Raw genomic sequence first — 19,266 nt, forward strand, 5'->3', positions numbered from 1 at the left:
TGTGTCCAGAAGGAACTACTCATCGTTCGTCACCACCGCCGTTTGCACAGGTCGCACGGCGCGGCTCACAGCGATTCCGCAGCACACTATCACCGCAAGCACACCCACAGCGGTCCATTGCAAGGCCGCATCGCCACCGTTGATGGCGACCGCAACACCCGATGTCGCCCAGGCCAACGGAAAGAGATTGGCCGCTACGAGCGCCGCGCCCGTGATACCGGCCTTCCAGACCCAGCCGGTGAGCAGCAGCTGCGCCAGTCCGCCCACGCCAGCGAGGCTAAGACCCCAGCCAATCCCGGTAGCGGCGATGAGCACGCGCGTGGCGACGGCGCCAGCCAGGGTGGCCAGGACGAAGACACCAGCGGCAAGCCCCACGGCAGGCGCCGCGGCAGCCAGGGAGGCGCCGTCGAGCGCGGGGAGCACAAAGAGTGCCAGACCCGCCGTGGCCGTGATCGTAAGCCCCAGGGTGCCCAGTAGAAGGACGTGCCACACGCGCGCCCCGGCACGCGCGGCCGCGGCCCAGTACACGCCCATACCCGCGCCGCCCAGCAGCGTGAGCGCGGAGAGCAGCACTGCGAGCCGCGGGTCGAGTGCCACGGCGGGCGCGGAGTGCGCGGCCGGAGCAGGCATGGCTTTCTGCACGGCGTCGATCTTGGCGGAGTTCTGTTCTGCCATCGTCTGCAGGCGCTGGGCGCCCGAGTCGAGTTCATCCACGCCCGAGAGCGCCTCGTCCGTGCCCTTCTGCAGCTCCCCTAGGCCGGCCGCGAGATCGTTCGCGCCCTGCGTCGCCGTGTACACGCCGTCGTGATAATCGTAGCCAGAGACGGCCAACTGGTTGGCGAGGTCGCGCGAGCCCTTCTTCAGCTCAGTGAGCTGTGCTGCCACGTTCGCATCGAGTTCAAAGTTCTGCGCCTGCGCCTTCAAATCCGTGAGCTGCCCCTTGATCGCGCGCGCATCTGCGGAATTATTGCCCTTGAGATCCGCGAGCGTCGAGTCAATCGCAGCGATAATCTGCCCGCGCACCGCGTTGACGCCCACAATGTTGTCCACGGCCGTACCCACGCCGTCCGCGATCCTCGTCGCGCCATCGCCCAGCTGTCCCGTGCCGGACTGCAACTGAGTGAGTCCCGCGGCCAAATCATCCGCGCCCTTCTTCGCAGAATCAACGCCCTCCCCCAGCGGCTTGGCCCCCTCCACGAGCTTGCCCGTGCCATCCGTAAGCTGTCCTGTCCCGGTCTCCAGGAACCCGGCCTGCGCCCGTGCTTCCGATGCCGCCCGCGCTGCCTCAGCCGTCCCCGGGGCGCTCTGCGGCGCTGCCGCGGGGGCATCGGCACGCCAGCCGAAAAATGCCTGCAGTCCTGCCCCTACGGCAAGGGGCAGGACGAGCAGGAGGGATAACAGGAGGGCACGGAGTTTCATGCCCTTTAACCTATCGACCAGCGGGGACGCGGCCGGTCAGGCGCGCCGTTACTTCTTGGTCGCGAAGACCTCGCGCACGCGGCGGCCGAGCTCCGGGTCGACGTTCGTGAAGTACTCGTAGACGCGCTCCTCGGTCTCCGGGTGGACGCCCACCATCGCGTTCGTGATGTTGGTGACGAGGTGCTCACGGCCTTCATCGTCGAGGACCTCGCGGTAGAGGATGCCCGGCTGCATGAAGTCATCATCGTCGCGGTGCTTCACGTAACCCGCGCGGGTGAGATCCGCGCCGTGCGGATCCGGGTTGATGTACATATCCGGGGCATCCTGTGCCTCGTGCGCACCCTCGCGGATGTTGACCTCCTCGTCATCGAGGTAGCCGTTGCCTTTATCAAAACGGTTCGGGGAGTACACGGGCTCCTCCGGCGCGTTGAACAGGAAGGACATGGAGCCCTCGTGTTCGTAGGTGTTGACCTTGTTGAGCGGCTGATTCACCGGCAGCTGACGGTAGTTGGTGCCGATACGGTAGCGCTGCTGGTCCGAGTATGCGAAGACGCGCGCCTGGAGCATCTTGTCCGGGGACAGGCCCACGCCCGGGACCAGGTTGGACGGGTCGAGTGCGAGCTGCTCAATCTGCGCGAAGAAGTTGCGCGGGTTGCGGTTGAGCACGAAGTAGCCCACCGAAATGAGCGGGTAATCTTTCTGGGACCAGACCTTGGTCAGATCGAACGGGTTCCAGCGGTAGTCCTCCGCCTCAGCCATGGGCATGATCTGGACCTTGACGTCCCAGATGGGGTAGTCGCCGCGCTCGATGGCTTCGTAGAGATCCTGGCGGTGATAGTCGGCGTTGCGGCCAGCCATCATGGCGGCCTCATCGTCCGTGAAATTCTCCCAGCCCTGGCGGGTCTTGAAGTGGTACTTCACCCAGAATGCCTGGCCCTCTTCGTTAATCCACTGGAACGTGTGGGAGCCGAAGCCGTCCTGGTGACGGGTGGTCTTCGGGGTACCACGGTCGGTCATGAGGTAGGTGACCTGGTGGGCGGTCTCCGGGTTTCGGGTCCAGAAGTCCCACTGCATGTCCGCGTCGCGCAGACCGGAGGAACCGAGGCGCTTCTGGGAGTGGATGAAGTCCGGGAACTTCATGCCGTCGCGGAGGAAGAACACCGGGGTGTTGTTACCCACGATGTCGTAGTTGCCATCCTCGGTGTAGAAACGCAGCGCGAAACCGTGGACGTCGCGCCAGGTATCCGGGGAGCCCTGCTCGCCGGCGACGGTGGAGAAACGGCCCACCATCGGGGTCACGGTGCCCTTCTGGAAGAGCTTGGCCTTGGTGTACTGGGAGACATCCTCGGTGACGTGCAGCTCGCCGAAGGCGCCGTGGCCCTTGGCGTGCGGGGTACGCTCCGGGACGCGCTCGCGGTTAAAGTGCGCGAGCTTATCAATGAGGTGGGAGTCGTTGAGCACAACCGGGCCCTGCGGGCCAGCGGTAATGGAGGTGTTCTCGCTCGGCACGGGCTGGCCGGACGCGCGGGTGGTGGACTCGCCGGGTTGTGCCGCCGGGCGCTCGCCCTGGGTGAGGATCTTATCGAGGTCGGACATGGTGTCTGCCTTCTTCCTTGGGATTACTCGCCCGAAATCTTTCGGACGAAATTATTAATCATGGGATACCCATAGAATAGCGCTGTTAATAGGAGAGTGCAACCAATGACAGGTAATTAATAGGTTGCCCGCAGCTGGTAGATTAAAGCGGGTGAAACACCACTCCGAAGCTGATGACACACGCGTCACCGACCTGGCCCTCAAGGCCGGCCGTGGCGACCGCACAGCTCTCACGGAGTTCATCCGCGCCACCCAAGATGACGTGTGGCGGCTCATCGCCCACCTCGGCGGACCGGAAATCGCTGACGATCTTACGCAAGAAACGTATTTGCGAGTCATGAGCGCACTCCCCCGCTTCGCCGCCCGCTCCTCCGCGCGCACCTGGCTGCTCTCCCTCGCCCGACGCGTATGGGTGGACAACATCCGGCACGACATGGCGCGTCCCCGCAAGTCCGCCACCCAATACGAGGACGCCGCCGCTGGCGCGTCCACCGGCGAATCCTCCGCCGCCTGGTCCGAATGGATCGACGCCCGTGCGCTTATCGATGCCCTCCCGGAGGACCGCCGCGAAGCCCTCATCCTCACCCAGGTCCTGGGCTATACCTACGAGGAAGCCGCCAAGATTTCCGGCGTCCGCGTAGGCACCATCCGCTCTCGCGTCGCCCGCGCACGCAAGGATCTCATCGACGGCGCAGGAAAATAGCGGGCGGCTGCTCCCCACCAATCGTTACAAACTAGTTACTTAGCGTCCGTTTGTACTAGCCAGCCGCATTTCTGGCGTCTTATTTCGCGAGTGAATTAGTTACAACGCTCACATGTCAATGGAGCTAGTTCACAAAAACGCACGTATCGTGGAGGGAAGACATGCGTGCAAAATCGATAGTCGACCCGGGGCCGCAACCACTAGAACGCTGGCCCCGGCACGCATGAGATAGAGAGAAACTCCCTCATGTTCAAACGCGCAATGGCGATCTCCATGGCGTTTATCGGTGTCATCGTTGGTGCGGGCTTCGCCTCGGGCCAAGAGGCCCTCCAGTACTTCGTTGCTTTCGGTAACTGGGGGCTTGCGGGCGTCGCGCTCACCGCACTTCTCGTGCTGATTACCGGCGTGGCGACCCTCCAGCTGGGCTCCTATTTCCAGGCCAATGAGCACACCGCCGTCTTCGAAGAAGTCTCGAACCCGATCATCTCCAAGATCCTCGACTGGGCGACCATTGTGACGCTCTTTTCCATCGGCTTTGTCATGTTCGCCGGTGGCGGCTCGAATATTTCGCAGCAGTTCCCTGCCGTCCCCATCTGGGTCGGCGCCGTGGTCATGCTCGTCCTCGTGCTTCTCGTCGGCCTCCTCGACGTCGACCGCGTCACGACGGTCATCGGCGCGATTACCCCGTTCATCATCCTCTTCGTGCTGGGTACCACCATCTACGCCATTGCCACGAACGACATCGATTTCGGCGCAATGAATGACTTCGCCTCGTCCAACGTATCCTCGCCGCTGCCTACATGGTGGATCTCTTCGCTCAACTACACCGGCCTGACCATTATGACGGCGGTGTCCATGTCCATCGTCATCGGCGGCAACTTCCTCGATAACCGCGCCGTTGGCTTGGGCGGTGCATTCGGCGGCATCGTCTTCTTCATCATGATGACCTTGCTTGTCGTCGCCCTCTACATTGTTGCCCCGCAGGTCATGCACGCTGACATGCCGGTGCTCGAGCTCATTAACACCATCAATCCGGCCTTGGGCTACGTGATGACGTTCATCATCTACGGCATGGTCTTCAACACTGCCATCGGTATGTTCTACGCGTTAGGCAAGCGCCTAACGCGCAACAACCCCAAGCGCTTCTACCCGGTCTATGCCGTCTCCTGCATCATCGGTTTCGGCCTGTCGTTTGTAGGCTTTAAGGACTTGGTCGCTTTCGTCTACCCGATTCTCGGCTACTTGGGCATCCTGATGATTGCCGTGCTCTCGGCCTACTGGCTGAAGAACTTGGGCCCGATGCGCAAGGAAACCAAGCGCCGCCTCCGCGCGCGCGTTCTGGTGCAGCGTCGTCTGGACCCGCGCAAGCGTTTCACCAAGAAGAATGAGCGCGAGCTGTCGAAGCTGGCGGCCGGCTCCAACATGGAGACCACCGAGTTCGTAGCCGTCGTCGCAGACGAGATTCACGAGGAGCTCGAAGCCGATGCTGACCTCGATTACGACCGTGAAGATCCAGAACCCACTGTCACCTACGTCCAGCACACCAAGCCGGTTGCCGTCGACACCGAGCCTTCCGATGCCCCCTCCACCGCCAGCTCCAATTCAGTCACGTCCGATGACCTCGACTTCGGCGCTGCGCACGGCAACAAACCTGCCACTCACTAATCACCCCCTATAGCAAAGGCCGCGGTCCCCACAGGGACCGCGGCCTTCGCCATTCGATATGCACGCTTAGACGAGCAGCTCCGCAATCTGAATCGTGTTGAGTGCAGCGCCCTTGCGCAGGTTGTCGCCCGCGACAACGAGGACGAGCCCCTTGTTGTTGTCCACGGACTGGTCCTGGCGAATGCGGCCGACCAGAGACTCGTCGATGCCGGCGGCAGCGAGCGGGGTAGGGACGTCGACGACCTTGACGCCAGGGGCATCGGCAAGCAATTCGCGGGCCTGGTCCGGGGTAATCGCCTTGTCGAACTCGGCGTGGATGGTGAGCGTGTGGCCGGTAAAGACCGGAATGCGCACGCAGGTGCCCGCGACCTTCAGCTCCGGATGGCCCAAGATCTTGCGGGACTCATTGCGCAGCTTCTGCTCCTCGTCGGTCTCCTCGGAGCCGTCATCGACGAGGTTGCCCGCGAACGGCAGCGCGTTGTACGCGATGGGCGCGACGTAGGGGCCGAGCTCCTCCGGGGCGAGCACGGAGCCGTCGTGGGCGAGCTCGACGTTGCGGTCACCGACCTCGGCGACCTGCTTGGCCAGCGTCTCCACGCCGGCCAGTCCGGAACCGGAGACTGCCTGGTAGGAGGAGATGTGCAGGCGCTGCAGCCCGGCGGCATCATCAAGCACCTTGAGCACCGGCATGGCAGCCATGGTCGTGCAGTTCGGGTTCGCGATAATCCCCTTCGGCGGGTTCTGCGCGTCCTGCGGGTTGACCTCGGAGACGATGAGCGGGACGTCCGGATCCTTACGGAACGCAGAGGAGTTATCCACGACGGTTGCGCCGGCGGCCGCGAAGACCGGGGACCACTGCTTGGAGGTGGCGCCGCCCGCGGAGAAGAGCGCGATGTCGACGTCCGCGACGGACTCCTCGGTCACCTGGGCGAGGTCTTCCACAACGATCTTCTCGCCGCGGAACTCAAGCTCCTGGCCCGCCGAGCGCGAGGAGGCGAAGAAGCGGACCTTGTCTGCCGGGAAATTACGCTCTTCGAGGATGGAACGCATGACGCGGCCGACCTGGCCGGTGGCGCCTACAACTGCAACAGTGGTCATGGTAAAAAGTCTCCTTTGAGGTGGGTCGTAGACCCGGGGTGTATCCGGTACGACGTCGCGCACCGGAGAATTATTCGTCCTTTAGCGGCCGGTACCGGCGTAGACAGTGGCAACCTCGTCGCCGCCGAGCTGGAACTTCTCGTGCAGGGCCTGGGCGGCCTTGTCGAGGTCGGACTCGCGGGTGAGCACAGAAATGCGGATCTCCGAGGTGGAGATGAGCTCCATGTTGACATCCACGTCGCGCAGGGCCTCGGTGAAGTCTGCGGTGACACCCGGGTGGGACTTCATGCCGGCGCCGACGAGGGAGACCTTGCCCACCTGGTCGTCGTACAGGATGTTGGTCCAGCCGCCCTCGGCCTTGAGCTTGGTAAGCAGCTCCATCGCGCGCGGGCCGTCAGCGCGTGGGCAGGTAAAGGTGATGTCCGTGGTGCCGTTCTCCAGGGAGGAGACGTTCTGGAGCACCATGTCGATGTTGATCTCGGCATCCGCGACGGCGCGGAAGACCTTGGCGGCCTCGCCCGGGCGGTCCGGGATGCCCAGCACCGTCACCTTAGCCTCAGAGTTATCGGTAGCGACACCAGTCAGTACTGCTTCTTCCACAGGAATATCCTCCATCGAACCGGCAATGAGCGTGCCGGGGTCATTTGAATAAGACGAGCGAACTCGCAAGGGAACGTTGAATGCGCGGGCGTACTCGACGCTGCGCAGGACGAGAATCTTGGAACCAACGGCCGCCATCTCGAGCATCTCCTCGAAGGAGAGCTTCTCCAGCTTGCGGGCGTTGGGCACGATGCGCGGGTCGGCCGTGTACACGCCATCGACGTCGGAGTAGATCTCGCAGACGTCGGCGTTTAGGGCGGCGGCCAGCGCGACCGCGGTGGTATCGGAACCGCCACGGCCCAGCGTCGTAACGTCGCGCGTGTCCTTGTTGACGCCCTGGAAGCCGGCGACGATGCAGATCTGGCCCGCTTCGAGGGCTTCCGTAATACGGCCCGGCGTCACGTCCACAATGCGCGCGTTGCCGTGACGCTCGGTGGTGAGCACGCCCGCCTGCGAGCCAGTGAACGACTGCGCGTGCGCGCCGAGAGACTCGACGGCCATGGCGACGAGCGCGTTGGAGATGCGCTCGCCGGCAGTGAGCAGCATGTCCATCTCGCGCTGCGGCGGGACGGGGTTGACCTGCGCCGCGAGGTCCAGCAGGTCATCGGTGGTATCACCCATGGCGGAGCAGACCACGACGACGTCGTGGCCCTGCTTTTTCGTCGCCACGATGCGCTCCGCGACGGCGCGAATGCGCTCGGCGCTCTCGAGGGACGAACCACCGTATTTCTGTACGATCAGGGCCACTGAAACTCCTGCCGCCTTCCTAACTCGAATTCCTCGCGTCCGCGGCGCGTGAGCGCCACGAATACCTGTTGCCTAGTAGTCAACTTCTCCAGACTAACGTTTTCCCGCGCGATTAGAAACATGACGTGCATATAAATGCGTCACACCGGACGCGGTCTGCGGATCGGGTAGCGTGGGGCGGGTGTTACACAACGTTATCGCCGTATTCTTCGCCTTGGCGTCGGCGATCGTCGTCGCATGGGGCACCGTCATCCGCCACCGTATCGCACTCGAGGCCTCCGGGGCGGTCATGCGCACCGCCATGGGCAATCCGTTGTGGTGGGTAGGCACCGGCGCTGCCGTGCTTGCCTATGCCCTCCAACTCATCGCGCTCGCTTTCGGTACCCTCCTCGTCGTGCAGCCCGTGCTCGTGCTCTCCCTCATGTTCACACTGCCCCTATCCGCGTGGTACTCCAAGCGCCGCATGCCGGGTCACGAGATTTTCTGGTGCGTGGCACTCACCCTCGCCGTAGGCATCCTCGTCCTCTACGGTCGCCCCCAGGCTGGCGAGGATAATCCCACGTGGTCGGACTGGTGGCCAGCCCTCCTCGTCGGCGCGGTCCTGCTCATCGGCTTAGCCATCGCGGGCGTGCAGTGGCACAAATACCGGGCGCTGGCCTTCGGCACCGCCTGCGGCATCATCTATGGCTACGTCGCGTTGCTGGCGAAGGGGGCGACAACCGAGCTCACCCACGGGGGCATCAGCAGCCTGCTCACCTCGTGGCATCTCTACGCGCTCATCGCGCTCGCGGGCACCGGCACGGTGGTTCAGCAGTATTCCTTCCACGCCGGGCCGCTCACGCACTCGCTGCCCGCGATGACCATCGCGGAGCCCATCCTCGCCTTCGGCATGAGCTACTGGGTGCTCGGCGAGAAATTCTCCGTGTCCTCCGCCGCGGGCTGGGCAGTCATGGCCACCGCGCTCGCAGTGATGATTCTCGCGACCATCGTGCTCGCGCGCGTGCCGGTCGGGCCTAGGCCAGCTCAGAGCTCAGTTAAATAGCCCACTCGAAAACCACCAGCATGTAGGCGCTCACCCACGCCCCGAGGAGTGCCCACGCGCCCACCAGAGTCCAGGCCACCGCCGGGCGCAGTAAACGCACCGCGCACACAGCCCACGGCATGAGCACGAGGGCGGCGGGCAGCAGCAGGCGCGGGCGCGAGTGCATGAGGCCATCGGAAAGCAAAATATTGGCCTCGAGCGCCGCTGCGAAGAGCCACACGGGCGGATCCAGGCGCCGCCACGCGAGCGCCAGGCACACGGGCGCTGCGATAATAACGCACGTGGCGAGCAGATAGCCCACGTTATCGCCCGAGGTGAGCGTGTTCCAGACCCAGCGTGCCGTGGCCAACCCCATGTCGAACTCGGAATGCCAATTCTCCCGCTGCAGCGCGAAGTAGCCGCGCGGCAGGTGCGCGTTGGCCCAGATGAGGAACCCCAGCAGGCCCAACGGGGAGACCGCGACGCCCACCCAGGCGCGCCACTCCCGGCGCGCGGCCCACACGACGTAGACGAAGAACGCCGCCACGAGTGGTACCGCCGTGAGTCGCACGAGGCCCAGCGCGCAGACCATCGCGCCGGCGGTCAGCCACCGCCGGTCGACGAGCGCCACGAGCGCCCAAAACGCCAAAGCCCCAAAGAGTGCCTCCGTATACGGCATGGTGAACACGATGGACAGAGGCGCGCTCGTCACGACCGCCGCGGCGGCCAGCTGCCCGGCGCGCCCGGCGCCCCTGCGTTGCGCGAGCGCCATAACGCCCGCGGTCATCACCACCGTCAACACGACGTTGAGCGCGATGCCCGCCGCCGCCGAGCCACCCAACACCCGCAGCAGCAGCGGGAACGCCGGGAAGAAGGCGAAGGATTCCTCTTGCGCGTAGCCTTCGGAGGCAATCCGCAGGTAGTGCTGCGCGTCCCACGCCACGAGCTGCTCCCCCAGCGGCTTGCCATTCGCCGCCGCGAGCACCGCAAGCACGGCCACGCGCAGCACCGTCAGCACGCCAGCCAGCGCCGCCGCATCCATCCAGCCGCGCTTGCCGATGCCCCCTTGGGTTCCTGTCGCCTCGATCGTCACCCCAGGCACTTTACCCGCTTCTCGATCATCTCACTACGTGAGATTTCTTGCCACGACGTGAAACGTAGGGTAGTCTGCGTCACATGACGATCGCGCGCCTTCTCCTTATCGGCCGCGGCGGGATTTAGGCCCTTAATCCTTGTGGGGCCGGCGCCCGTCGCGGATATTTCGCCGCGCCGGCCTCCCCCACACCTTTCAACCGATAGGATTCAAGCCATGTCCCCGAATGACGCATACATCTCTGCACCCCGCGAAATCACGACCCCGGCCGGCCCGGCGCGCGACGGCCAGCCCGCCTGGAATAAGCAGCGCGGCTCCTCGATGCCGTTTCACCGCTACCTGCCCTTCGAGCAGGAAGTAGAGGTCATCGACCTGCCAGACCGCACCTGGCCGTCGAAGAAAATCACCCACGCCCCGCAGTGGTGCGCGGTCGACCTGCGTGACGGCAACCAGGCACTCATCGACCCGATGAGCCCGCAGCGCAAGCACCGCATGTTCGACCTGCTGCTCAAGATGGGTTACAAGGAGATCGAGGTCGGCTTCCCGTCCGCGTCCCAGACGGACTTCAACTTCGTGCGCGAGATCATCGAGCAGAACAAGATTCCGGACGACGTCACCATCCAGGTCCTCGTTCAGGCCCGCGAGCACCTCATCCGCCGCACCTTCGAGGCCTGCGCGGGCGCGAAGAACGTCATCGTGCACTTCTACAATTCGACGTCCAAGCTGCAGCGTCGCGTCGTCTTCCGCAAGGACAAGGCGGCCATTAAGAAGCTGGCCACGGACGCCGCAACGCTGATTAAGACCATCGCCGCGGACTACCCGGACACCAACTGGCGCTGGGAATACTCCCCGGAGTCCTACACCGGCACCGAGCTGTCTTTCGCCAAGGAGGTCTGCGACGCCGTCGTAGACATCATGGACGCCACGCCCGAGCACCCCATGATCATCAACCTGCCGTCCACGGTCGAGATGATCACGCCCAACATCTACGCGGACTCCATCGAGTGGATGCACCGCAACCTGGAAAAGCGCGACTCCATCATCCTCTCGCTGCACCCGCACAACGACCGCGGCACCGGCGTCGCCTCCGCCGAGCTGGCCTACCTGGCTGGCGCCGACCGCATCGAAGGCTGCCTGTTCGGCAACGGCGAGCGCACCGGCAACGTCGACCTGGTCACCCTGGGCCTCAACATGCTCACCCAGGGCGTCGACCCGCAGATCGACTTCTCCGACCTGCCCACCATCCGCGAGACGGTGGAGTACTGCAACCAGCTGCGCGTGCCCGAGCGCCACCCCTACGGCGGCGACCTCGTCTTCACCGCTTTCTCCGGCTCCCACCAGGACGCCATCAACAAGGGCCTCGACGCCCTGGCCAACGAGGTCCGCCCCGGCGCCATCAACACCGAGGTCTCCTGGGACGAGCTGCGCGAGACCACGTGGGAGGTCCCGTACCTGCCCATCGACCCGAAGGACGTGGGCCGCGACTACGAGGCCGTCATTCGCGTCAACTCCCAGTCCGGCAAGGGCGGCGTCGCCTACATCATGAAGACGGACCACGGCATCAACATGCCGCGCGCCATGCAGGGCGAGTTCTCCGCCGTCGTCCAGGAAGTCACGGATTCCGAGGGCGGCGAGGTCAACTCCAAGAACATGTGGGACATCTTCGCGACCGAGTACCTGGATCGCACCACCCCGCTCGAGCAGGTCTCCGCCTCCATCAAGAACGCGGAGACCCCGGACGCGGACACCACGCTCAACGTCGACGTCATCTACAACGGTGAGAAGAAGTCCATTACCGGCACCGGCAACGGCCCCATCGCCGCCTACGCGAACGCGCTGGAGTCCCTCGGCATCGACTTTGAGGTCATCGAGTACTCCCAGCAGGCCCGCACCGCCGGCGACGACGCCGAGGCTGCCTGCTACGTCGCCGCCGATGTCAACGGCTCCAAAATCTGGGGCGTCGGCATCGCCGGGTCCACTACCACCGCGTCGCTGCGCGCCATGACGTCCGCCGTCAACCGCGCCCTCGCGTAATTTCCGCCCCGCCTAGCGCCCCGGTTATCCTGGCATAAAAGGAAAGGGGCGCCATGGCGGACACGTACACAATTCCCGCGACGGGGCTGGGGGCCATCCGGTCCATCGCTCTCCACGAGCTCCATGGCCCTACCCTCGCGCGGCTTTCCGGCACCCAAGACCTGCCGGTCACCCTCCACGCCACGCCCCACGCGCTCCGAGCCCAGCTTGCCGATGCCCCCTTAGGCCTCCTCCCCGCCGCCGACCGCGCCGAATACCCCGAACTCGATTGGCTCCTGGACCAGGGCTTTACCCCGGAGGTCACCGCCCGCATCACGGTCGACGGCCTCGCCTCTTCCGCCGCGTTGCGCTTGCCCCGCCCAGGTCTTCTTCTGCCCGCAAACAACCCGCCGGCCCAGGCGTGGACGCTCCTGCCACCCGGCTCGCCTGCGGACGCCGTGACGCTCATGGACCTCCCGGACGATATCGGCATCGACAAGCGCTCGCGCCTGCAGCTGCTCACCCGCCTACGCGCGCTGCCTGATGGCGGCGTCGAGGTCTACCTGGGCAATCACCTCGCGGGGCGTTTGCCCGATGCAGCGGCCGCGCGCCTACACTCCACCATCGTGGCGCACCGCGAGCACGGCGTCATCGCCGTCGCCCGCGCCTACTACGCCCCGCGCCGCGACGAGCGCACACTCACCCTCTACGCCGCGCCCGCGGAGTTCGACCCCACGCACGTCTCGCCTGCCTCCCCACACCAGGACGCGGCGAGCTCGTTTGAGACCACCACCTTCCTCGCCGCGCAAGGCCCCCGCAACGCGGACCTCGGTACTCCCACCGCGGACACGTCACGCACGTGGATCTGGTGGCTCGTTGCCGCACTTATACTGCTCTTGGTTTTCGCCGGCGTCGCGTGGTATTACGTATAACACCGAGCTGTTCTTTCCACTTTTCAAGCCTGAGAAAGATTAGAAAATACCCAAAAATTGGCGTAAAGTCTCAAAAGATAAGACGTGGTTCCTCTCTCCCGCGTCGTCTACGCACCAACCCAAAGGCAGTTAGTTATGAGTCATACTCCGTATGTGGTCCCTGACCACGGCTTTGGTGCTGCCCGCACGCTGCCCATCAACGGCATCGACGCCGAGGTTTTCGCTAATCTTCTCGGCTCCGCAGACGTGCGAACCATCTCCGTTATTTTGGGCACCCCCTCCGCGTCTGCGGATGACACCGTGGGGCTTACCGTCCGCCACGACGGCGTCCAGATCGGCACCATCGACGCCCACGACTCTGCCGAGTACACCGAACTCGACTGGATCCTCGGCGCCGGACTGTCCCCCGAGGTCTCCGCGCGCCTGACTCTCGACGACAACGGCTGGCCGCTCGCCTCCGTCGTCCTGCCCGCTCCCGGTCTGTGCGTGCCGGCGAACAACCCGCCCGCCGTGCGCTGGGCCATGCTCGATGGCGGCGTCGGCATTCCCGTCCAGGGCATTCCCACGTCGCTGGCGTCCTACCCGCGCGAGCCCCAGCACTTCCTCGTCACGCTGCGCGCCCGCCGCTTCCTCGGCCATCGTTCCGTGTCGGCCTACGTCGACGGCGCTTTCATCGGCACCCTCGCGCGCGAGGACGCACTCCAGCTTGCCGATACCATCATTTCCTACCACTACTCCGGTCTCGTCTCCGTCGCGCGCGGCTACTACAAGTACAACGAGGGTCACCCAACCCTGACCATCTACGCCGACGCAGAGGCGCCCGCCCGCAAGCACTTCGCCGCCGTCGCAGGCACCGCCGCCACGACCGGCATGGTTCTCTCCGCCGCCGCTGCCGCGCGCGCCGAGGCCGCCGTCCCCATGACGGGCTTCTTCACCGGCGGCGCTGGCACCGCCGCAACCGGTGCCTCCGCCGGCGCCACGCTTGCTTCCGTGACCTCGCTGGGGTCATCCGCCACGGGTTCGACGTCCGCGACCTCCACCGCTGGCGCATCCGCCGCCACCACCTCCGCAGCCGCGACAACTGCCACGACGACCGCCGCGACCACGGCCGCCGCCTCGGGCGTGAGCCTCCAGGCCATCGCCGCCGCCTCGACCGCCATCCTCACCGTGGGTGGCCTGGGCGTCGCGACGAACAACATCGTCAGCAACCAGCCTTCCGATGCCCCCCTCACCGTCGCGTCCGGCCCCTCCACCGCCGGCTCCGCGAGCGACCCCAACGGCGACGTAAACACCGACGCACAGGCCTCCGCGTCCTCCCGCGCAGACTCGTCTGCCGACTCCACAAGCACAAACTTCACGGACTCCGACTCCTCGGCCCGCACGAACGGCGATCGCACCGCAGGCCAGGGTTCCACACGCGAGGCCACCACGCGCGCAGCACGCTCCGCCGCGGCGAACGACGCCTCACGCCAGGGCGACGCTGAGACCGCCCAGCGCTCAGCCACCGGCGCCACCGCCACGGGCACCACCACGACCGGCACCGCCCCCCGCGGCACCGCACCAGCCGCCGTCAACCCGAGCGTGTCCAACCAGGACGCCCGCCCCGACACGAACTCCGGCATCTCGCTGGACGAACTGCGCCGCCTCACGCGCGACGGCAACCTCATCCTCGCCCAGGACGCCCCGTCCACCACCGCGGCAGCCAGCCCGACCACCACAACGACTGCGGCCTCCGCCCCCACGACCGCGTCCCCGCTGCCCAGCACCATCGCTGTGGCCCCCACCGACAAGGCTCTCGCTGCCCCCACGCCCACCTCCACCGCGCAGATCGAAGACACCACGATCGACTCCGGCGACGTCATCATCAGCGACGACAACGGCGAGTGGGCTTTCGACGTCGTCACGCCCGCGACAACCACGATGACGACCGTGGCCGAGCCGACGGACGCCACAACGACCACGACGGCCCCCGCCGCGACATCCTCTACCGCGACGTCGCCTGCCGAGGCCACGACCACCGCCGCCCAGACCTCGGCCGTCACGCCGACCGCCAGTGCTGCGCCGGCCACCGCGACGGCAACCACGACTGCCACGACCACCTCGGCCACCGCGACGGCAACCACGACTACGACGACAGCCGAGCTGACGGACGCCCCCGCGACGTCCCCTGTCGAATCCACGACCACCGCCGCCCCGACCTCGGCCGTCACGCCGACCACCACCGTCACCGCAATTGCACCCACCACGCCCACCACGGCAAAGGCGACCCCGACGACCGTCAGCTACTCGTTCCGCGACAACGACCCCACTACCTCGACGAAGACGACCGCCACCACGAGTGCGCAGCCGTCCACCACGGCCCCCGCCACGAGCGCACAGCCCACGACGGAGACCACGCCCGCCACGACGACCACCACGGCCGCCGACACCGCGGACAGGAACGCCGGCACGAAGGAATGCGGCACGGGCTTCTGGTTCACCACCATCGTCAACTGCATCATCATTCCGTTCTTCCGCGGCGCCGACGCGGCAACCACCACGGATGAACCCACCGCTGAGGCCACCACGTTCGAGGTCATCGAGGACCCCGCCACGAAGTCCCCCACAGTGCTCGAACCGACGCCGCTCGAACCGACGCCCGCAGTCGAAGACACCCCGCAGGAACTCGCCGTCGAAACCCCGACCGAGACCGTCTCCTAACCCTCCTCTGGGCGAGTAGCGCGCGGGATTCGAGTCCGCGTCCGTTAAACTCGGAACAATGACAGATTCCCCGCGCGAGCACGACCGGCTCACTGATATCGCGGACTACCCGTATGTCGCGGTGACCATCCAAACCACCGGCATCCATCCGTCGACCGGGCGCCTGCTCACCCTCGACGCCCTGACCTTCAACGACGCCGGCGAGACCGGCCGCGACTTCCACGCGGTCCTCAACCCCGACACCGACCGCGGCCCCCGCCACCAGCACGGCCTCGAAGCCGACGCCGAGGGCCAGCAGTTCTCCAAAATCCTCAAGCCGCTCGATCGGCTCATCGACGGACGCACCCTCATCGTCCACGACACCCCGTACACGTGGGGGTTCCTCGTCGCCGAGGCCCGCCGCGCCATGACCGCCGCCGCCCGCGCCAACCGTTCCCGCGGCCGCAATCGCCGCCGCCGCCAACGCGTAGGCCACGTTCCCACGCCCGAGCGCATCATCGACACGCTCGCCACCGCTCGCCGCGCCGAGCAGGACTTCACCGACATCCGTCTCGCCGCCGTCGCCGGTCACGACGCCGCCGCGACCACCGAGCGCGCAGCCCAGCCCGAGGCCGAGACCTCCCGCGCCGCGACCCAGATGCTCATCGAGCTCTACCGTTCCCAGGACGAGCACTCGAGCTACGCCCCGGACGACCTGCGCGCCGACCGCTTTGGCCTGCAGCGCTCCGAGGTCCGCGTCGACGCCGCCCAGGCCCCGCGCCTGCATCACAACTCAGGCTTCTGGCGCCGCGGCGAACAGGTCCGCAAGGGCATGGAGTTCGTCGTCGCGCCCGAGACCCGCATCGACCCGGACGAGCTCATCGCCGCCGGCGTCACCGCGGAGCTCAACTACGTGGAAAAACTCTCGCGCGAGACCTCGCTCGTCGTGTGCAACCGCCGCCACGACCTCGTGGGCAAGGCCATGCACGCGCACCGCAAGGACATCGAGCTCGTCACAGACGAGGAGTTCCTCGAACTCCTCCAGGACGTCGCCGAGCCTGCCGATGCCCCCGAGCCCGCAGCGCCGTCCCAACACCCCATCCCCAATGCGAATAACCGATCGCGGTCCCGCAATGCGCAGGGCGGCAAGTCCGGCGGCAAGCGCCGCCGCGGCTCGCGCGGTGGCAATCGCCGGCGTCGCGGACGCGGCAGCAACAACCGGAATAAGAACCATGGCGGCAACGACAGCCAGAAGAAGGAGAGCTAAATGGGTGTCCTAGGAAAGGCGCGCACCGCGGTCGCGAAGACCGCAGCCAAGGCCGCGACGTACGCCTCGCGTGCGACCGGTCGCGGCGCGGGCGGCATGATCGGCGGCCTCATCGCCGGAGCCATCGACCCGCACATCATGGGCGAACTCGCCGGCGGACGCCCGTCCGTCCTCGTCACTGGCACGAACGGCAAGTCTACGACGACCCGCATGCTCGCCGCGGCCTTGCGCACCCGCTACACCGTGGCGACGAACGACGGCGGCGACAACATGGACGCCGGCATCATCTCCGCGCTCCTGGCGAGCCCGGACGCCTCGCACATCGTGCTCGAGGTCGACGAGCTCCACGTCCCCCACGTCGCAGACAACATCACTCCGCAGGCGCTCGTGCTGCTCAACCTCTCACGCGACCAGCTCGACCGCGTCGGCGAAATCAATAAGATCGAGCGCGCGCTACGCGGCGCCGTCGAGGCCCACCCAGACATGCTCATCATCGCCAACTGCGACGACGTCCTCATGACCTCCGTCGCCTACGACGCGAAGAACGTCATCTGGGTCTCCGCCGGCGCCGGCTGGCTCGGCGATTCCGTCACCTGCCCGCGCACCGGCGGCCACGTCGTGCGCACCGCGGACGACTGGTACGCCGTGAAGAAGCTGGAAGACGGCCGCGACTTCCGCCGCCCGACGCCGAGCTACACGGTGACGGACGCGGGCCTGGAGGCGAACGGGGGCATCGGCAAGCTGGAGCTGGCGCTTCCGGGCCGTGCGAACCGCGGTAACGCGGCGCAGGCCATCGCCGCCGCCGTCGAGGCCTTCGACATCCCGCAGGCTGACGCTACCCGCGCGTGCGAGACCGTCGACGACGTCGCCGGCCGCTACTCCACCGTGCGCCTCGACGACCACGAGATTCGCCTGCTGCTTGCGAAGAACCCCGCCGGCTGGCAGGAAGCGCTGTCCATGGTCGACCGCACCGCCGACGGCGTGGTCATCGCCGTCAACGGCCAAGTCGCCGACGGCGTCGACCTGTCCTGGCTATGGGACGTAAAATTCGAGGACTTCGACCGGATTGCCGTCAAGGCCGCCGGCGAGCGCGGCACCGACCTGGCCGTGCGCCTCGTCTACGCCGATATCTCGCACGAACTCATCCCCGGCCCGCTCGACGCTATCCGCGCCTGCCCGCCCGGCCGCGTGGAGGTGCTCGCCAACTACACGGCGTTCCGTGATCTCCGCAAGGCCTTGCTCCGCGCGGCGAACCAGGAGGACAACAATGCTTAATATCGGACTCATTCTTCCCGACGTCCTCGGCACCTACGGCGACGACGGCAACGCGCTCGTCCTGCGCCAGCGCGCCCGCATGCGCGGTATCGACGCAGAGATTCACCGCGTGCTGCTCGGCGAGCCCATCCCGTCGACGCTCGACGTGTACACGCTCGGTGGCGGCGAGGATACCGCGCAGATTCTCGCGGCAGAGCACTTCATCAAAGACGGCGGCCTCACCCGCGCCGCGAACGCTGGGCGCCCCATCCTCGCGATCTGCGCGGGCCTGCAGGTGCTGGGCACTTCCTTCCGCGCGTCCGGCCGCATGGTCGACGGCCTCGGGCTTATCGATGCCACCACCGCCGGCCTGGCCAAGCGCGCCATCGGCGAGGTCGTCTCGAGGCCCACCGGCACCGTGCCCGGCCTCACCGATACGCTCACCGGCTTTGAGAATCACCTCGGCGCGACCATCCTCGGCCCCGACGCGACCCCGCTGGCGCGCGTGACGCGCGGCAACGGTAACACGGACTCCACCGCGGCAACCGCCGCCGGTGCTTCTGCCGACCAGGTCGGCACCGAGGGCGCAGTCCAGGGCTCCGTCATCGCGACGTACATGCACGGCCCCGCGCTCGCGCGCAACCCGCAGCTCGCGGACCTGCTTTTGGCGCGCGCGATGGACACGACCGTCGAGAAGCTCGGCCCACTCGACATTCCGGCCGTCGATCGCCTGCGTTCTGAGCGCCTGGCGTAAAACGGCATGCCGAATCGCCCGCCCCTCGGGGCGGGTTTTCGCGTGTGCGCGCCGTTAGCTATTCGTGCAGGGTAGGTCCGGCCCGAACTTCCGGCGTTTCCAGAACCGACCCTCGGCGTCTTTGTAATAGACGTCCCCATCCCGCTTCTTCATGTTGTGATACTCGCAGAGCATGAGGATGTTGTCGATATTCGTCTCCCCACCCTTCGACCACGCCACCAGGTGGTCGGCCTGCAACAAGTTAAACGGCCGGTGACACTCCGGATCCTGACACACATGCTGCACCGCCGCGGCCAACTCCTTCTGCGTCGCACTGAAATACCGCTGCAGCCGGTACTGCTTCACCGGCTCATTACGGGCGTTGACAAACGTCGCCAACCCAATACCCTCCAACAACTCGGCCATGATCTCCTCACCCGTACGCC

The 19,266-nt window shown here is 66.2% G+C and carries 15 protein-coding genes; 9 read left to right on the plus strand and 6 right to left on the minus strand.

Annotated elements, in window-relative coordinates:
* Positions 1 to 15 precede the first annotated feature (15 nt).
* Positions 16 to 1,419, minus strand: a complete 1,404-nt coding sequence (locus HMPREF2559_RS01260; protein ID WP_070539266.1) for a hypothetical protein — start codon at positions 1,417 to 1,419, stop codon at positions 16 to 18.
* A 48-nt stretch (positions 1,420 to 1,467) separates the two neighbouring features.
* Positions 1,468 to 3,015, minus strand: a complete 1,548-nt coding sequence (locus HMPREF2559_RS01265; RefSeq protein ID WP_070539268.1) for a catalase — start codon at positions 3,013 to 3,015, stop codon at positions 1,468 to 1,470.
* Between the two features lie 151 nt (positions 3,016 to 3,166).
* Here HMPREF2559_RS01265 and HMPREF2559_RS01270 point away from each other — a divergent pair, with 151 nt between their 5' ends.
* Complete coding sequence (locus tag HMPREF2559_RS01270; RefSeq protein ID WP_070539270.1) at positions 3,167 to 3,718, plus strand: RNA polymerase sigma factor; 552 nt, start codon at positions 3,167 to 3,169, stop codon at positions 3,716 to 3,718.
* A gap of 246 nt (positions 3,719 to 3,964) precedes the next feature.
* A complete protein-coding gene (locus HMPREF2559_RS01275) occupies positions 3,965 to 5,383 on the plus strand; it encodes a YkvI family membrane protein (RefSeq protein ID WP_246816846.1) in 1,419 nt (472 codons plus the stop codon).
* A 66-nt stretch (positions 5,384 to 5,449) separates the two neighbouring features.
* Here the strand turns inward: HMPREF2559_RS01275 and HMPREF2559_RS01280 are convergent, their stop codons facing one another.
* Both HMPREF2559_RS01280 and HMPREF2559_RS01285 read right to left on the minus strand, forming a co-directional pair.
* Positions 5,450 to 6,481, minus strand: a complete 1,032-nt coding sequence (locus HMPREF2559_RS01280) for an aspartate-semialdehyde dehydrogenase (protein ID WP_070539272.1) — start codon at positions 6,479 to 6,481, stop codon at positions 5,450 to 5,452.
* Positions 6,482 to 6,562: 81 nt separating this feature from the next.
* Positions 6,563 to 7,828: an aspartate kinase gene (locus HMPREF2559_RS01285; protein WP_068801390.1), complete on the minus strand. Its 1,266-nt coding sequence runs from the start codon at positions 7,826 to 7,828 to the stop codon at positions 6,563 to 6,565.
* A 181-nt stretch (positions 7,829 to 8,009) separates the two neighbouring features.
* Here HMPREF2559_RS01285 and HMPREF2559_RS01290 point away from each other — a divergent pair, with 181 nt between their 5' ends.
* Positions 8,010 to 8,870 carry a DMT family transporter gene (locus tag HMPREF2559_RS01290; RefSeq protein ID WP_070539274.1) on the plus strand — a complete coding sequence of 287 codons (861 nt, stop codon included), beginning with the start codon at positions 8,010 to 8,012 and terminating at the stop codon, positions 8,868 to 8,870.
* Here the strand turns inward: HMPREF2559_RS01290 and HMPREF2559_RS01295 are convergent.
* Complete coding sequence (locus HMPREF2559_RS01295; protein WP_246817231.1) at positions 8,863 to 9,942, minus strand: mannosyltransferase family protein; 1,080 nt, start codon at positions 9,940 to 9,942, stop codon at positions 8,863 to 8,865. The two genes, HMPREF2559_RS01290 and HMPREF2559_RS01295, sit on opposite strands and share 8 nt — an antisense overlap.
* Before the next feature lie 216 nt (positions 9,943 to 10,158).
* Here HMPREF2559_RS01295 and leuA point away from each other — a divergent pair, with 216 nt between their 5' ends.
* The 6 genes from leuA (at position 10,159) to HMPREF2559_RS01325 (ending at position 18,841) form a co-directional block, all read left to right on the plus strand.
* Positions 10,159 to 11,976 (plus strand): 2-isopropylmalate synthase, encoded by a 1,818-nt coding sequence (gene leuA, locus HMPREF2559_RS01300; RefSeq protein ID WP_070539276.1) that lies wholly within the window; start codon positions 10,159 to 10,161, stop codon positions 11,974 to 11,976.
* Positions 11,977 to 12,029: 53 nt separating this feature from the next.
* Positions 12,030 to 12,887 carry a hypothetical protein gene (locus tag HMPREF2559_RS01305; protein ID WP_070539278.1) on the plus strand — a complete coding sequence of 286 codons (858 nt, stop codon included), beginning with the start codon at positions 12,030 to 12,032 and terminating at the stop codon, positions 12,885 to 12,887.
* Between the two features lie 135 nt (positions 12,888 to 13,022).
* The gene (locus HMPREF2559_RS12910; RefSeq protein ID WP_156435908.1) at positions 13,023 to 15,587 is read left to right on the plus strand and encodes a hypothetical protein; all 2,565 of its coding nucleotides are present in this window, start codon (positions 13,023 to 13,025) and stop codon (positions 15,585 to 15,587) included.
* 58 nt (positions 15,588 to 15,645) lie between these two features.
* Positions 15,646 to 16,833, plus strand: a complete 1,188-nt coding sequence (locus HMPREF2559_RS01315; protein ID WP_066489276.1) for a hypothetical protein — start codon at positions 15,646 to 15,648, stop codon at positions 16,831 to 16,833.
* A complete protein-coding gene (locus tag HMPREF2559_RS01320; protein WP_070539280.1) occupies positions 16,834 to 18,108 on the plus strand; it encodes a Mur ligase family protein in 1,275 nt (424 codons plus the stop codon).
* Positions 18,101 to 18,841, plus strand: coding sequence for a type 1 glutamine amidotransferase (locus HMPREF2559_RS01325; RefSeq protein WP_066489261.1), 741 nt, complete (start codon positions 18,101 to 18,103; stop codon positions 18,839 to 18,841). The genes HMPREF2559_RS01320 and HMPREF2559_RS01325 overlap by 8 nt, the downstream gene beginning before the upstream one ends.
* Before the next feature lie 54 nt (positions 18,842 to 18,895).
* Here HMPREF2559_RS01325 and HMPREF2559_RS01330 read toward each other — a convergent pair.
* Positions 18,896 to 19,266: HNH endonuclease (locus HMPREF2559_RS01330; protein WP_210387022.1), on the minus strand; the 371-nt coding region annotated here is incomplete at its 5' end.

Source organism: Corynebacterium sp. HMSC072G08, assembly GCF_001809185.1.
Classification (GTDB): domain Bacteria; phylum Actinomycetota; class Actinomycetes; order Mycobacteriales; family Mycobacteriaceae; genus Corynebacterium; species Corynebacterium phoceense.